This is a genomic window from Paenibacillus sp. GYB006, from assembly GCF_036577645.1.
In the GTDB taxonomy this organism is placed as follows: Bacteria; Bacillota; Bacilli; order Paenibacillales; family Paenibacillaceae; genus Paenibacillus.
Map to the genome: position 1 here is coordinate 672,651 of NZ_JARBDA010000001.1, position 17,041 is coordinate 689,691.

General features: G+C 43.1%; 13 protein-coding genes. 12 read left to right on the forward strand and 1 reads right to left on the reverse strand.

Annotation, left to right across the window (positions count from 1 at the left end):
* Position 1 precedes the first annotated feature (1 nt).
* A complete protein-coding gene (locus PV403_RS03275) occupies positions 2–466 on the forward strand; it encodes a GNAT family N-acetyltransferase (RefSeq protein WP_213532136.1) in 465 nt (154 codons plus the stop codon).
* Positions 467–528: 62 nt separating this feature from the next.
* Here the strand turns inward: PV403_RS03275 and PV403_RS03280 are convergent, their stop codons facing one another.
* A complete protein-coding gene (locus tag PV403_RS03280; protein WP_213532137.1) occupies positions 529–837 on the reverse strand; it encodes a hypothetical protein in 309 nt (102 codons plus the stop codon).
* Between the two features lie 540 nt (positions 838–1,377).
* Here PV403_RS03280 and PV403_RS03285 point away from each other — a divergent pair.
* The 11 genes from PV403_RS03285 (at position 1,378) to PV403_RS03335 (ending at position 16,981) form a co-directional block, all read left to right on the forward strand.
* The gene (locus tag PV403_RS03285; RefSeq protein WP_213532138.1) at positions 1,378–1,743 is read left to right on the forward strand and encodes a DUF4180 domain-containing protein; all 366 of its coding nucleotides are present in this window, start codon (positions 1,378–1,380) and stop codon (positions 1,741–1,743) included.
* A 25-nt stretch (positions 1,744–1,768) separates the two neighbouring features.
* Entirely contained in the window at positions 1,769–2,821 is a 1,053-nt protein-coding gene (locus PV403_RS03290) for an alpha/beta hydrolase family protein (RefSeq protein WP_332083588.1), read from the forward strand.
* A gap of 441 nt (positions 2,822–3,262) precedes the next feature.
* The gene (locus PV403_RS03295; RefSeq protein WP_332083589.1) at positions 3,263–4,606 is read left to right on the forward strand and encodes an ABC transporter substrate-binding protein; all 1,344 of its coding nucleotides are present in this window, start codon (positions 3,263–3,265) and stop codon (positions 4,604–4,606) included.
* A gap of 94 nt (positions 4,607–4,700) precedes the next feature.
* A complete protein-coding gene (locus PV403_RS03300) occupies positions 4,701–5,822 on the forward strand; it encodes an ABC transporter ATP-binding protein (RefSeq protein WP_332083590.1) in 1,122 nt (373 codons plus the stop codon).
* A gap of 27 nt (positions 5,823–5,849) precedes the next feature.
* On the forward strand, positions 5,850–8,822 hold the full coding sequence (locus PV403_RS03305; protein ID WP_332083591.1) for an extracellular solute-binding protein: 2,973 nt from the start codon (positions 5,850–5,852) through the stop codon (positions 8,820–8,822).
* On the forward strand, positions 8,809–9,783 hold the full coding sequence (locus PV403_RS03310) for a carbohydrate ABC transporter permease (protein ID WP_332083592.1): 975 nt from the start codon (positions 8,809–8,811) through the stop codon (positions 9,781–9,783). The genes PV403_RS03305 and PV403_RS03310 overlap by 14 nt, the downstream gene beginning before the upstream one ends.
* A complete protein-coding gene (locus tag PV403_RS03315) occupies positions 9,783–10,655 on the forward strand; it encodes a carbohydrate ABC transporter permease (protein WP_332083593.1) in 873 nt (290 codons plus the stop codon). The genes PV403_RS03310 and PV403_RS03315 overlap by 1 nt, the downstream gene beginning before the upstream one ends.
* A gap of 30 nt (positions 10,656–10,685) precedes the next feature.
* Positions 10,686–12,818 (forward strand): YIP1 family protein, encoded by a 2,133-nt coding sequence (locus tag PV403_RS03320; protein WP_332083594.1) that lies wholly within the window; start codon positions 10,686–10,688, stop codon positions 12,816–12,818.
* The gene (locus tag PV403_RS03325) at positions 12,815–15,076 is read left to right on the forward strand and encodes a DUF5696 domain-containing protein (RefSeq protein ID WP_332083596.1); all 2,262 of its coding nucleotides are present in this window, start codon (positions 12,815–12,817) and stop codon (positions 15,074–15,076) included. The genes PV403_RS03320 and PV403_RS03325 overlap by 4 nt, the downstream gene beginning before the upstream one ends.
* On the forward strand, positions 15,073–15,939 hold the full coding sequence (locus PV403_RS03330; RefSeq protein ID WP_213532146.1) for a carbohydrate ABC transporter permease: 867 nt from the start codon (positions 15,073–15,075) through the stop codon (positions 15,937–15,939). Before PV403_RS03325 ends, PV403_RS03330 begins: the two co-directional genes overlap by 4 nt.
* 73 nt (positions 15,940–16,012) lie before the next feature.
* Positions 16,013–16,981, forward strand: a complete 969-nt coding sequence (locus PV403_RS03335; protein ID WP_332083597.1) for a carbohydrate ABC transporter permease — start codon at positions 16,013–16,015, stop codon at positions 16,979–16,981.
* Positions 16,982–17,041 lie beyond the last annotated feature (60 nt).

Consider the following 17,041-nt stretch of genomic DNA (forward strand, 5'->3'; position numbering starts at 1 on the left):
CATGCAACTGAATACCTGCTTGGCAAACCTAGAGGATAGGCCGTTTCTCTTTCAATTGTATATCGATACTCGAAAGTCAGAGGTAGCTTCGTGGGGATGGAATGAGGATCAAGTTGAAATGTTTATGCGAATGCAGTTCGATGCTCAGACACGTTCTTATTCCTCGCATCCCGGCTCGCTGAAAGAAGAAATCATTTTCTACAAGGGCGAACGGATCGGCCGGATGTTAACCCGAGAAATGGACGAGATGCTAATGATTGTTGATATTGCCCTTCTTAGCGACTTTCGCAACAGGGGATTCGGGACAGAACTGATTTCTCGTTATCAGAAATATGCAATGGACAAGGGGATTTCGATCGAGCTTCATGTACTGAGTGTTAACCCTGCGTACAAGTTGTATGAAAGATTAGGTTTTGTATTAAAGGGTGATACCCCTCTTTATTTAACAATGGAGTGGATTCCTTAGAGCCGCTACTATCTGAAAAGACATAAACAAATAAGCCCAATCTTGCAAGCTGACGTCAGTATTCAAACTGCGTCAGCTTTTTTTATATGAAGGACAAGCTTGACATAGGATGGCTTGCAATAATGACAACGAATAAGAAAGGTCGTTTCCGATACAGATGGATTAAGACGCGATAACAGCTCATCGTTGATCGTACCGGTGCTCTCCAGCCAGCATCCCAGATAGCTACCTCCTTCGAGTAAAATAAGCTTGTCTTCTCCCATAGATTTGATACAAGCGAGTAGTTTCTGCAGTGCTGAATAATAGGTATCTTCCAGATTTTCGGCAGAAGCCGCAAATTTCACACCTGACACGTTCCATTGTTGCAACAATTTCTGGTCTTCTGATTTCTCTACAAATACCCGATCTTAAACTGAAATTTGCCGCAGTCGGTTAAGCATAACTTCTTCGATCATATCTGCCTCCTTGTACATTCATATTTTGTGGATGCATATATTCCACATATAAATAAAGGGTCTAAAGTGAGTGTTAGTTACATTGTGTGATTTAAACACACTTGATTAACAGTCATATTTCAAAGTGAAGTCACGATTTTTATTAGTGGCCAATTGTATATTACAAAGTTGAAGATTAGTTGAATGTGTAGAAATTGGAGATGTGTATAGGAGGTGTTATACGAATAAGCAGGGAATATAAGATGTAATAGTACACATTTTCAATAGATACACTTAGGTATAAATAAGAGGGAATGTTCTAACTAATTCAGCTATTACTCGTGCAGAGATGGTGATTATTTATAGTAGAGTTAATTGCTTTATAAACAAAGGGATATGAGCTGAAATCAGAGGGATAAAATGGGTAGGGTGTAATAGTTGAGCTCGGACTTGCAGTTAATAATGGGAGGTAAATTGATGGATATAATGAAGACGGAAGTGAATGGGATAAATATAGCGATCTTAAATAGTGATGAGGTGGTAATCAAGGATGTCCAGACAGCACTTGATTTGATGGCAACTGTACAGTATGAAGCAGGATGCGACCGGATCGGAATACATAAATCGTTACTGAGCGAACAATTTTTTGATTTGAAAACCCGTCTTGCAGGTGAAATTCTTCAAAAGTTTACTAATTACCGGGTGAAGGTTGCTATTATCGGGGATTTTTCGATGTATCCAAGCCAGAACCTTAAGGATTTTATCCATGAATGTAATAGTGGAAAAGATATCTTTTTCTTGCCAACGGAACAACAAGCGATTGAGAAATTAAGTATATTATAAAAAATGATTAAATAGGAGGAAAGTCATGGAAACAGAAAGGTGGAATCCCGATCTTTATTTTGCACAGCATAGTCAGAATATACAGCCGAAGAGCGCTTTTACATCAGAAAAAGAGTGGGGACAATGGAGAAAAGAACTTACAGGGCGATTAATACCGCTTTTGGGTAAGTTCCCCGAATCTCCCGCAGCACTTGCTCCCGTGTTGTTGGAACGAACAGAACGTCCTGACCATATCCGCGAACGGGTGGAGATCACTACCTATGAAGGGCTCCGCATGCCAATGTATATTTTGTCCCCACTTGAGCCTAGGCACGAACCTCGGCCTGTAGTGCTCGCTTTACATGGACATGGATATGGAAGTCGTGAGATTGTTGGTCTGGAGGCGGATGGTGCGGAACGAACCGAATCCCCCGGGTTACACAAAGACTTTGCGCTTGAATGGGTTAGACGTGGATTTATTGTTATTGCCCCTGAGCTGCTTGGCTTTGGAGACCGCAGGCTCACGGAAGACCTTATAGATGATCCGAAAAAAAGTTCCTGTCAGCGTCTTGCCTTGGCTCTGCTGATGGCAGGAGAGACACTAGCTGGTTACCGCGTCTATGAAACGATACGTGCGCTCGATTATATAGAGCTCAGAGAAGAGGCAGATGTGAAGCGTATAGGATGTATGGGAATTTCCGGGGGTGGCATGATTGCTTCTTTGGTATCCGCGCTCGATGAACGTATTGGCGCAGCTGTCATCAGCGGATATGCCAATACATTTGAAGACAGCATTCTATCAAGAAGTCATTGTCTCGATAATTACATTCCTGGTGTCTTACGAGAGGCAAGGATGGCGGATCTGATTGGTTTAATTGCTCCTAGACCATTGCTGATCGAAGCTGGGAGCGAGGATCAGGTATTTCCTATAACAGGGGCTAAACAGGCATACACCATTCTCGAACAAATTTATGAAGCAGCCGGGGTAAAGGAGAAGCTCGCAGCCGACTTTTTTACTGGCGGTCATGAAATCAGCGGACACATTGCCTACGACTGGATGGCAGAACAGTTTGGGATGGGGAACGAACACAGAGTTTGATGTACAGAACATTATTACCACAGGCAATGAATGTATAAAATGATTGCTATTCACCGGTGGAATCTTGCAGATTTCACTGGTTTTTTGCGTTTTTACTCATCAGAAAAGTATCAGTCAGCAGGAAGATAGATTTTTTATATAGCGAACAAAATAGTACCAGTTCTCTCTGCAGAAGCACAAGAAGTATATTTATTTCACCTCATTAATGAATCACATTTAATTGCCTAGACAGCAAATAATAATTAGTTTTCGCGAAATAGAGCATGAAAAGGGGGAGAGTTTGGTTTTTATCTGCGATAGAATTAAAGCGTTATCAAATTGGCAAGGAGGTTGTAGAGGGGGCTGTAAATTCATAAGTTTTCTTTTTTTGTTATCTGTGTAAGCGGGTTTACAGAAGAGCGTTAAGAAAGACAGCTTAATTAATGGATGGAGGTCTATGTAATGAGTATAAAAATGAAGCCGTTCCTTACGGCTATGATTCTGGTATTCATGCTTGTTGTGTCCGCATGCTCTGGGGGAGGTACGAGTTCCGGGGGAGATTCTGCGAAGGGAACAGAGGAACAAAAACCCGGCAGTGAGACGGTCGAACCGAAATCTGAGGAGAATAATGATCCTGTTACGCTGAAGCTCTACATTGGTACAGGAATCAGCGATGAGGAACTTAGCTCGATCATTGTAGATCCGGTCAAGGCGAAATATCCCAATATTACAATCGAACCCGTTAGACCTGATGAAGGTAAAAAGATCGAAGAACTAATTGCAGCAAATGATGTACCGGATATCATTTTCACCTGGAATGGAGATCTTGGAAAGTATTCGAACCTGGACTTGTTTGAAGATATTACTCCATTAGCAGAGAAACATGGAATTGATCTGAATGCTTTTCAGCCATCTACTTTAGATACCATTCGTCAATTTTCATCTAACAACGAATTGTATGCGCTACCATTTAACATGAGTTTCAATATTACATTTTATAATAAAGATATTTTTGATAAGTTTGGCGTGGATTATCCGACGAATGACATGACATGGGATCAAATGATTGAACTATCTAAAAGCTTGACCCGAAACGAGAATGGTATCCAGTATCGTGGGCTTGACTCTGATAACTTGGGCCGAATGACCAGTCAGCTGGCAGCTTCGCATATCGATGGAAAAACAGAAGAGGCATCCGTTGATAATGAAAAATGGAAGCGTATTTATGAGACAGCTAAAAAAGTTTGGTCTATTCCGGGTAATGAACCTCCTAAAATGATGACATTTGACGCTCCTAATAACTTCGCGACTGAGAAAAATATAGCTATCCTTCCTTCCGCTTCTTACGTACTAGGAAGATTAGCTGATGTAGATTTTAACTGGGGTGTTGTCTCTTACCCGGTGTATACGGATCTTCCTGATAATCATGGATATACAGAAGCCGGTATTCTTGGATTGACAAAAACAAGCAAGCATAAGGAGCAAGTTGTTCAGGCACTTTCTGTTATTACATCCAAAGAAAATCAGCAGGAAATGGTGCGTAACCAGGCGCGGCTTAGCCCACTTAACGACCCGGAACTAAATAAACAGTTCGGAGCTGATCTTGAGCATCTAAAAGATAAAAATATCGGTGAGATGATCTATGAGCCGCTTCAAGCTCCTTATTTCTCCAGCTATGAGAATGATGCCCGCGGCGTTGTGTGGGATGCATTTAAAGAATATTACGCAGGAAAAGACATTAACACGACACTGCGTGAAGCGAATGAAAAAGTAAATGCACTGCTGGCTGAGAAAAAGGCTAAGTAAAGTAGATGCCGCCGATTCCTGGCTTACAGTAAAGGGATCGGCGGTTCCTTTATTTACGAGCGGATATCCGCACCTTAGAGAGGAGGAAGGAAAGATGGCTGAAATTCATTTTCAACAGGTAAGCAAAAGGTACGGAAAAGATAAAGAGGCGGTTGTTGACCAATTCAATTTGGAAATCTGTGATAAGGAATTCATCGTATTCGTCGGCCCTTCCGGCTGCGGTAAATCAACGACGCTGCGAATGATTGCAGGGCTTGAGGATATTTCAGATGGTGAAGTTTACATTGATGATGTACTAGTCAATGACCTGCCTCCAAAGGATCGGGATATCGCAATGGTATTCCAGAATTATGCCTTGTATCCGAACATGTCTGTTTATGAAAATATTGCATTTGGACTCCGGCTGCGAAAGCTCCCTAAACATGAAATTGATCAAGCGGTAAAAAGAGCGGCAAGAGTTCTTGAAATCGAACCTTTCCTTGAACGCAAGCCCAAAGAGCTTTCCGGCGGACAGCGACAGCGGGTTGCACTTGGAAGAGCCATAGTTCGTAATCCTAAAGTTTTTCTTATGGATGAGCCGCTTTCCAATCTGGATGCAAAGCTTCGGGTCCAGATGCGATCAGAGATTATTCGACTTGTGAAAAAACTGGAGGTCACGACAATTTACGTAACTCATGACCAGACAGAAGCGATGACAATGGGAGACCGGATTGTGGTCATGAAAGATGGAATCATTCAGCAGGTGGATACACCGGAAGAAATTTACAACAAACCGATTAATACTTTTGTTGCCAGTTTTGTGGGTTCGCCTCCTATTAATTTTATTGAGGGAAAGCTGCAGGAAGCAGAAGACGGTAATCTTTTTTTTCGTACTCGGCGGTTTGATCTGGATATTCCGAGGGATCAGGCGAAGGCACTTAGGGAGCGCGGAATGCTGAATAAGACGGTGACACTCGGGATTCGCCCGGAAAATGTGGGTATAGGGCCGTTGATGGATGACACTTCTCCGAGCAGTCAGATTCCAGGTTCCATTCAACTGACTGAACTTATGGGGGCAGATCGATATATATACCTTGATATCGGTTTTAAGTCATGGCTCATTGCTAGAGTGAATCCACGAAATCAGTATGCGAGGGATGAACAGCTTCATGTCACGGTAGATATGAGCAAGGCGCTTTATTTTCATAAGGATACCGGTGAACGGCTCATCGATTAAGCATGTACAGAAGGAGAGAGATGAATCATGAATGTTGTTATATTCAAGCTTCGCCGCATGCTCATGCTTCTCATCTGTATTGGCCTAATGTATCCGCTTCAAGCTGCCAGGCCGAATCTCAGTTCAGCCGAAGCAAGCCCGGTTACGGATTTGAAGTCGCTTGTAGAGGGGAATTCGGATGAGCTTACACAAACCATGGAACCTAGACAAGCTGAAATGAGGCAGGAATGGAAGAACAAGGAGATCATTACTGGACAAGAACAGGTTCAGATCACAGCAGATCGGCTGGTACATCATGACTCAGAGGCAAGTGTCCAAGCAGCGAGTTATAAGGGAAAGGAGAATGTGCTGGTCTGGAATAGCAATATGGATTCTTCTTGGATTGAGTTTCAAACGGATATACCAGATGAAGGCTTGTATGAATTACATATCACGTATCATGTTATTTCAGATACATCCGAGAATGCACGAATCTCTTATCAGCCGATTGTGCTTTCGATGACCGTTGACGGGATCTATCCATTCATGGAAGCGAGAGCTCTACCATTATTTCGATATTTTGCGGATGAAAAGCAGGTACGTAAAGACGATCAAGGAGATGAAGTGAGGCCAAAACCCGAGCCGATCGAAGAGTGGCAGACGCAAGCTTTGCGTGATTCCGATGGGCGTTATACAGAACCGCTGTTATGGCATTTTAGCAAAGGAACTCACACGATCCGGCTCATAAGTCCGGAATCCCTAGCTATTGAGTCCATAGCACTTGTACCACCAGTACAAACCGAAGCTTACGAGCCCCCGGTGCAGCAAAAAAATGCTTCTACAGAAACGATCGTTATTCAGGCGGAACAATTTGACATGAAAAATGATGTAGCAATTCCACTTGTCTCCGAACAAGACCCGGCAATGACGCCTAAAGCTAATAATCATATTGTTTATAATTCAGTTGGCGGAGAAAGGTGGTCTTCAGGCAATCAGGCATTGACTTGGACCTTTGATGTACCCGAAAACGGGATCTATAAGCTTGCTATGCGGACCTATCAGGGTTTTACTTCCAACAAGGCCGTATTTCGAACCATTTATATTGATGGTAAGGTACCTTTTAACGAACTCCTTGCTTACCGGTTTCCTTATGCATCCAAGTGGAAGGGTAGTGTCATCTCTAGCGAAGAAGGTGAGCCATACCGCTTTTATTTAGAAAAGGGCAGCCATACGATCCAGATGGAAGCAACCTATGCCCCGTTTTCCCCTTCCATAGAACGACTACTTGATGTGCTGAGTGTACTGCGTGAGGTTGACTATGATGTGAAGGCGATGACGGGCAGTAAGATTGACCGCAATCGGACTTGGAATGCAGAGAAAGATTATCCCGACATTATTGAGCGTCTTGAAATCATTCAAAACGAGCTTACTGAGATTGCTAAGGAAATTACAAAAATCAATGGCAAGCGAGATACCTATGTTCAAACGATTCAATCAGCAGTTCAAGATCTGCGAAGCATCAGCAAGAATCGAGATGAAATCCCTTATCATTACGACGATATTACAAACCTGCTTGGAAAGCTTGGAAATATTCAGTCAGGGCTCAGTGCTTCTCCACTGCAGCTTGATCAAATCTATTGGGTTCCAGATGAGTCTTCTTTTCCGAAGATGGAAGCGAGCTTGTGGTCAAAGGCCAAAAATAGATTTGACGAATTTAGCTATTCTTTTGTGAAAGAAAATCAATTAAATGATATGGATGAAAATGTACTGAATGTGTGGGTTGCAAGGGGCAGAGATTATGTCAACTTGCTACAGCAATATGCGGATGAATACTACACGCCAGAGAATGGTGTGAAAGTAAAAGTGAACTTGCTGAATGACCCGAATATGCTTGTTCTCGCAAACGCCGCTAATATCGTACCCGATATTGCTTTGGGTTTGTCAGAAGATAAACCAATTGACTTTGCGATTCGTAATGCGGCTGTCGATTTATCTCAATTTCATGATTATGAAGAGACTGCAGGCGCTTTCGCTCCCGGTGCACTTCTTCCCTATTATTACGATAAAGGGATCTACGGTTTGCCGGAGACCCAATCTTTTAAAGTGCTTTTTTATCGTAAAGATATTTTGGAGCGACTGAATCTTACCGTTCCGGATACATGGGATGATGTGATCAGTATGCTGCCAACTCTTCAGCAAGATAATATGGATTTTTATTTCCCGGCGAATGATTTTTCTACCTTTATATATCAAAGTGGTGCGGATTTCTTTACGGAAGATGGGATGAAGAGCGGTCTTGACAGTCCAGAAGCCTTTCAGGGCTTTAAGGATTGGACTAATCTTTATACGATCTACAGCATCGAGAAAAGCGTACCCAGTTTTTATCAACATTTTAGAGACGGTTCTATGCCGGTTGGGGTAGCTGACTACAACATGTATGTCACGATGAGTGTTGCTGCTCCTGAGCTTACCGGAAGGTGGGGAATCGCTCCGCTTCCAGGGAAAAAAAGTGAAGATGGCACCGTGGAGAGATGGGCACAGGGAGGCGAACAGTCAGCTGTTATTTTTAAAAAATCAGATAAACAGCAGGAAGCTTGGGAATTTATGAAGTGGTGGTTATCTGCAGATATTCAAGAGAAATATGGCTCCGATCTGGAGGCGTTAAACGGCGTTCAATTCCGCTGGAATACTTCTAATGTTGAGGCATTTGCTAGACTGCCTTGGTCGAAGGAGGAACTGAAAGTCATTCTAGAACAGTGGAAGTGGTATAAGGGAGTACCTCAAGTACCTGGCTCTTATTTTGTGACGCGAGAACTGAATAATGCCTGGTATCGCACTGTTCTGGATGGGATGAATTATCGTTCTTCGCTGGAGCAGGCTGTCATGGAAATCAACAGAGAGCTGCTTCGGAAGCAGCAGGAGTTCGGGCTTGTTGATAAAGAAGGACATCTGCTGAAGACCTTGGATCTGCCGCAAATCGACGAACCATGGGAAGGAGTGGAAGGAATTGCCGAAAAATGAGCTGGTGGTGAATCCACAAAACATCCAGCGGCATGTCAAAGGAAACTCGAGGTTGCAGGAGCTTCTCAAGACGATCTATAAACACCGGATTTCGTACCTATATATCGCGCCGTTTACCTTCTGTTTTCTGGCGTTTATATTCATTCCGATTGTGATGGCATTTGGTCTTAGTTTTACCTACTACAATGCCATCGAACCTCCACGCTTCATTGGGTGGAAGAACTTTCAATATCTATTATCTCAAGATTTGATTTTTCTTCAGCATTCGCTACCTAATACGTTCAAATTTGCTCTTTTCGTTGGGCCAGGCGGATATATTCTTTCTTTTTTACTCGCTTGGCTTATTGCCCAACTACCAAACAAGGCGCGAACATGGTATGCACTTGCTTTTTATACCCCTTCACTAACAGGGACCATCGCGATGGGCATTGTATGGCTTCCGTTACTAGCAGGTGACCGAATCGGTTACTTAAACAGCTTCCTAATGAAGTTTGGGTTTATAGATTCTCCAATTTTATGGGTGCAAGACAAAGCCTATCTAATGGGGTCGATGATCGGTGTAACCCTATGGTCAAGTATGGGGATTGGTTTTCTCGCTATGTTAGCCGGTGTTCTCAATGTTAATCAGGAGTTATATGAAGCAGGGCGTCTTGACGGAATCAAGAGTCGGCTTCAGGAAATTTGGTATATCACCATACCATCAATGAAACCTCAGATGCTGTTTGGTGCGGTAATGGCTATTGTAGGGACACTAAAATCAGGCGAAATTGGTACGACTTTATCTGGTTCATTCCCGACGCCTGAATACTCGGCACACGTTATTATCAGCTCCATTGACGATTACAGCGGTGTGCGCTATGAACTAGGCTACGCCTCAGCCATCTCAGTATTTCTGCTTCTCATCATGTTCGCCGCTAATCGGTTTAGCATCAAGCTGTTCGGAACAAAGGAGGAAGAATAATGCTGCTGTTCCGCAAAGCCTCAAAGCTGAAAGCGATGGACCCTTTTCAAAAGATGCTACTTGTTGTGATGACAGCGGGTGCAATCTTTATGTTGCTGCCTATCTTTTATATTTTTAATCATGCGTTAAAGCCTTATCATGAGCTGTTTCTCTATCCGCCTACGATTTTTGTTAGACAGCCTACACTACAGAATTTACAGGAACTGCTCAATATCACGAAGAATTCCATTGTTCCAATCAGTCGATATTTATTCAACAGTATTGTGGTATCAGCCGCTACCGTTGTTCTTGTAACCATCATTAGCGCACTGTGTGCCTATCCAATTTCAAAGCATCAGTTTCCGGGACATAAGCTGTTTTTCGGGACCATTCTATTGTCCTTAATGTTTGCACCTGAAACAGTAGCAATTCCAAGGTATCTCGTTGCCGTTAATCTTGGACTTAATAATCAATACTTCGGACACATTTTACCGCATTTGGCTGCTCCCGTCGGGGTTTTCCTGCTCAAGCAATTTATTGATCAGATTCCTAAGGAACTTTTCGAAGCAGCCAAGGTGGATGGTGCAAATGAGCATGTGTTATTTGCCCGCATAGTACTTCCTATGGTGGGTCCTGCGATTGCAACGGTGGCGATCATCACATTTCAGGGAGTTTGGGGGGACACCCAGACTTCAACCCTCTTTATGCAGGACGAAGCAATGAAGACGTTCCCGTTTTTTCTAAATACACTCACAAGTAATTTGGCTAATAATGTGGCGCGTCAAGGGGCGGCCGCTGTAGCAGCCTTAATCTTGTTTTTGCCCAATTTTTTATTCTTCCTTTTCTTTCAACGGAAAGTCATTCAAACAATGGCCCATTCCGGGATCAAGTAATAACAGCGCCTAAAATAGGAGGGGTCAGATATGAATAGAAAAGCCGGATTCCTGCTTTTTCTTTCGCTCATTATCCTTGCGGCGGCACCGGCAAAAGTAATGGCTGATGTGAAATATCCCACCTATACCCTGAACAGTTATTCGGATCTGGTATATATGCAGCCTGTTTATTATCCGGACAGTGTCTATGGGAATGATCTGACCGTTCAGGATCCAGACCACCCGGACAAGACACTGCCCTCGAAACTGCAGGGGCCAAAGGATATTTTCATTGACAAAAAGGATGATATCTATATTGCGGATACAGGCAACAACCGTATTATTCAGTTGAATGCTGGTGGAGAGTTGGCTCGTTATATTACCATTCCGGACAGTCCGCTAAATAATCCAGAAGGTGTATTCGTTACGGATACCGGAGATATTTACGTTGCAGATACAGGAAATCAGAGAGTTATAAAACTAGATGCGAATGGACAGTTAGTAAAGGAATACGGACGTCCTGAGTCAAGGTATATTCCAGAGTCACTCAAGTATGATCCGGTGAAGCTGATCGTGGATAAACGAGGATTTTTGTATATTGCTACCAACGGTGGGTATCAAGGACTTCTACAACTAGATCCTGACGGTGAATTTCAATCTTTTTACGGGGCTAATGATGCAAGATTTACTGTAATGGATGGTATTAAGAGAGCCTTGTACAGCAAAGAGATGTATGCTAACGAAATTAGCAAACTTCCTGGATCGATCAATAGCGTCACTACCGATGAGGAAGGATTCATCTATACAGTTAGTGGTGGAGATATTGAGAAGAATCAATTGCGGAAGCTGAATACACGGGGCGATAACCTGCTTACCGCGGAGAGTGAATTTGGGAAAACATCGGATGGCTCTTACGGAGAGTACCTGATTTCAGAAGTGAAGAAGGCTGAACAGAAAGTACAGCTTATCGACACTGCTGTGGATCGTAGTGGCAATATGGCAGTGATTGATCAACAGTTTAAATATATCAGTCACTATGATTCTACCGGGAATTTACTCTACTTTTGGGGAGGCCCAGCCCCTACGTCCTCTAATCAGTTAGGGCTGCTGCAAAGTCCAAGAGCACTTGATTTCAATTCTCGCGGCGAGTTGTTTGTGCTTGATGATCAAATGAACCTGATTCAAGGTTTTCGTCTTACGGAGTTTGGAAGTCTGGTCAGTGCAGCGAATCAGTTAACTCTAAATGGGCGTTATGAGGAAAGTGAGAAACCATGGCGGGAAGTACTACGTCAGAATGCAGGGTTTACTCCCGCCGTGTTTGGACTAGCGAAAGCTGCTTACAAGAAAGGTCAATATGAGGAGGCCAAAGAGCTGTTCCGGCAAGCCGGTTCACAAGAGGGCTATTCAGACTCATTTTGGCAAATCCGCCTGGTTTGGTTTCAGAAAAACTTCTCTAGATTGGTTATGTTGTTTTTGATTGTGACCGCTTTGTATGTGGGAGTCACGAAATGGGCGGCGCGAGGGAAGAAGAGAAAGTCTTCTAAGCCATTACATGCGGAGAAGAGAACGTTCCTTACAGAGCTGAAGCATGCTTTTTATTTATTGCGCCATCCTATTGATGGTTTTACAGCGATCAGATATGAATCGAAGGCGAGCTACTTGGGAGCGGGAATCGTTTTAGCATGTGCCATTGTATCTTTGATTGCAAATGAATATATGACTAGTTTTTCCTTTAATAAAATCGTTGTTCGTGAGATTGATGTAATCTCTATTATGCTGCGCTTTTTGCTCATTTGGTTCGGTTGGGTACTGGCTAATTATTTAATCAGCTCCATTTACCGGGGGGAAGGTCGGTTCCGGGACGTTTTTATTGGAAGCAGTTACTGTTTACTTCCTATTATTTTGATTGGACTTCCACTAGCCATTCTATCGAATGGAATGACCATGTCGGAAGCTTCTATTTATGGTTTTTTTGATAAAGGGATGTTTTTATGGATCGGGCTGCTGTTTTTTTGGCAGATTCAATCTATTCATAACTATAGCGTAGGCGAGACATCAATCAATATCTTATTATCAGCCTTTACGCTAATCATGATCGCGGTCATGGTTTATGTCATCGGTGGGCTTGGCGGAGATCTGCTATCGTTCATCAGGGAGATTTATCTGGAGGTGAGCCTGCGATGAGAAGGTTTAGTAAAAAAGCAGTCATGATAGGAATTACAGCGATACTTGTGTTTATTCTCATCGTAGCTGTAGGCATGAATATAAAGTTCGAGCTACGCTTAGCCGAATCTCCTGAAGCAGCTAAGGTATCAACTGCACAAAGCGATGGCAAGGAAGCAGCACTGCCTGAATCAGCTATATTCAAAGCAGTTGCTGAGACGGAGATTATTCAGCTGAGTGTCGATCAAGTCACCGGACATTTTATCGCGAAGGATAAACGAAACGGCCATGAGTATACATCATTTCCGGATCCTGAGCAGTGGAAGAAAGCAGGAATTAAAGGGCTTTGGAAGCAGCATACTGCTTCACCTATCATGTTCCAGACCTTGAATTTTAATGATAGTAAAGCCCAGCCGAAAGAATCGGATTTACTGAAGGACGATGGCACTGTCAAAGACTTTGAAAAAATAGAGAACGGGTACAGATTAACCTATGATCTTCCAAACACCGGACTAGAAATTCCAGTACAGGTCACGATTAAAGATGATTATATAGAGACGACAGTGCTTCGTGAAGGAATTAAAGAAAGTATAAACGGGCTCATTTGGATAAGGCTGTTTCCTTTTTTTGAAGCCGTAGAGTCTGCAGGGCAAGATGGGTATATGTTCGTTCCTGATGGTGGCGGGGCATTGATTACATTTAAAGAGCAGATCTCGTCCGCGATCCAAACATCTATTTATCAGGCTAGCGTATACGGCCATGATAAAGCCTTCCGGCTTAATGAGAGTAATTTGGAAACTAGAAGTCGCATTGTGATGCCAGTGTACGGTATGAAGTCCGGAAGCACCGGATTTATTGCAGTACTTCAGGAAGGCGAAGAATATGCGGATATCGTGGCTGCACCTGCTGGGGTATATACCAGCTTCAATTGGGTAACTTCTCAGATGAACTACCGGTCCATGTTCTACCAGACAACCAATCGTAAACAAAATCAAGGGTACACCGCTTATAACGAGAAGGAACTATTCGGAAGTGATCGAACGACACGTTACTATCTGCTTCCAGAGGATGAAGCGAATTATTCAGGAATGGCAGGACGTTATCGGGATTATCTAATGGAGGATAAAGGAATACAGCGAATGGAGTCTGCACCATTCATTCCGCTTTATCTTACCTTTCTTGGTGGTGACCAGGAGAAAGGAATCCTGACTGATCGCTACATTAAAGCAACGACAACGAATCAAGCCGAAAAAATGCTGCGCCAGCTATCTGATCAAGGAGTTAAAAGTATGGAAGTCACCTATGTGGGCTGGCAAAAAAACGGAGTCAGTGCTTACGGTAAAGGACTCCCCGTGGATAATAGGATCGGCGGGAATCGCGGTATGGAACGCTTTGTGGAGCTGGCACATGAGTTAGGTGCTTCGGTGTATTTGGATACCGAGTATGGCTTAAATAACACCGGAGCGGGAGGATTTAAACGCAATTTTGATGGAATTGTTAACCTAGCGGGACGAAAGCTCAGTCAACTTTTTGGAAAAAGTGAGGAAGCACCCCTTGTCAGCAACCGATTTGTAGAGGCCCATATGAGAGGTAAGTGGGATGATTACGAAGCTTTAGACATAGATGGGATAAGTGTCAACACCATCGGGCGTGATTTGTTTAGTGATTATAATACCAAACATAAGGCAACTCGTAGTGAAGCGAAAATCCTGCAGCAGTCTATTTTAAAAGAAGCTAAGGATCAGCTTGAACATGTGCAAGGGAATGGATCAGGTTTTTATTCTCTGCCTTATCTGAATCGGATTCAGGATCTGGATGATGATTACTCTCACGATTTGTTAACAGATACTCCTATACCTTTCGCTCAAATGGCGCTTCATGGTCTTATCAGTTATTCCTCTGGATACGCTAACAACCGTGAAGAGCATGAGCGAGATATGCTAAGAGACATCGAGTATGGATCGTATCCTGCTTATATTTTTACAGACGTACCTGCGTCAGCAATGACAGACGCATATGCCTTCCGGTACTTCAGCACCCAGTTCTCGGAATGGGAATCGGAAGCAGTAAAAGAATACCAGATATTTAATGAACTATTCTCTGCGGTACAGGACCAGTTCATTGTCTCTCACCGATCTATTACGAACAGGGTGAAGGAGACCGTTTACGAGAATGGAACTCGCATTCTAGTGAATTATGGAGATGAAGTCTATTATGAAGAGGAGATATCTGTTCCTGCGCTTGGTTATACGCTCGTGAAAGGAGGGGAAGCCTCATGAAGCGACGACGCAGACTATCCGGCACGACTATTCAGTACTTAGAAGGCCTGCTATTCATTTCTCCCTGGCTCATCGGGTTCATGGTCTTTATGGCTTTTCCGCTGGGTTACTCTCTGTACATGAGTTTTCATAATGTTGAAATTTTGGCTACGGGAATTAAAACCAGTTTTGAGGGCTGGAATCACTACAAATTCATTTTGTTTACTAGCGGGGGTATCTTATACAACGATCTTATCCCGTTTCTTATTCAATCACTGATGATGCTCCCTGTAATTATTGTTTTCTCGCTTATGATTGCCATTGTTTTGAACCAGCGCTTTGTGGGGAGAGGATTTTTCCGTGGAGTTTTCTTCTTGCCGGTGATCTTCGCATCGGGGCAGCTGGTTCAGGAGTTTCTTAGCCAAGGCGAAGGAAAACTTAATTTTCTTGACCAATACAATATATCTGGAATTATCGCAGAGAATCTTCCAAAAACACTGGCTACACCGATTGTTGCCATTATGGATTCGTTTGTACTCGTACTCTGGTATTCGGGTGTACAGATTTTAATTTTTCTTGCAGGACGTCAAACGATCTCAGGTTCTGTATATGAAGCTGCACGAATCGATGGAGCAAATCCTTGGGAAGTTTTTTGGAAAATTACACTGCCTGCAATGACACCTTTTATTATGCTTAATCTCATCTATACGGTGGTGGATTTGTTTACTTTTCCGACGAACCCGATTCTTACGAAGGTGAATACGTCAAATTACGGACAATCCAGTGCACTGGCTTGGATCTATTTCACCATCATTTTTCTTCTTCTCGGGCTCATCTTTCTTCTGTTCAAAAGGGTTACTTCATCGCGTAAAACATCTGCATAATTACAAAATCTATTTGAGTCCTCACAGCTTATCCTTTCACTGATTTATAAAAAAACGGGAGGAAGTGTCCATCATGGAGAGAACGGACATCACGGTCAATCCAAATCATCATCCTGCCCGGCGTAAGGGGCTGCGGCTTCGTAGAATCAAACATATCATGGTGGGAAAAGAGGCCGACAAAGGCCTTCTGTACCGGCTTTTTATCTATTTCATTCTCATTACCGTGACATATATCTACTTGAAACCTGTATTTTACATGGTCTCTTCGATGCTTAAAAATGAGGCGGATTTGATCGATCCGGCAGTTAATTGGGTTCCGCGAACGGTTTACTTCGGCATCTTACAAGATGCATGGGACATCCTTCACTTTCCCAAAGCATTTTCTCTTAGTCTCATGGTCTCGCTCTCGGTCGCTTGTTTACAGACCTGTTCTTGCGCAGTTGCTGGGTACGCTTTTGCGAGACTGAGGATTCCTTTTAAAAAGACGTTGTTTTTTCTTCTGTTATTATCATTTATTGTTCCTCCTCAAGTAACGATTTTGCCGAATTTGATTTTTGCGGGAAAGCTGGATTTGATCCGAACCTATATCCCTATCATGCTTCCGGCTTTGTTTGGCCACGGATTTAAAGGTGCTGTGTTTGTTATCATTTATCGTCAGTTCTTTGCAAACCAGCCGAAGGAGCTGGAGGAAGCTGCGAAGATCGATGGTGCGAGTGTCTTCCGTATCTTTTACCGGGTGATGCTGCCGCTCGCTAAACCCGCAATTTTGGTCGTCTTTTTATTTTCTTTTGTATGGACATGGAATGATTTTTATCTGCCCAGTATGTATTTAACAGGATCGGAGAATGTGCCGCTCTCCCTAAGTATTTCAACTGCTAATTCTGCAATTCAGCAGAGATTTGCAATGGAAGGACCTTCGATTTTTGACGAACCATTAAAAATGGCTTCTTCCTTTTTGTCCATTCTTCCGCCGCTCATTCTTTATATGTTTGCTCAGCGTTGGTTTGTGGAAGGCGTGGAACGTACGGGTCTCGTGGAATAGCTAAAGTTGTCATTTTTACGGTTAACTATGAAGTTATTGGCCGAAAGGAGGTGAAGGTTT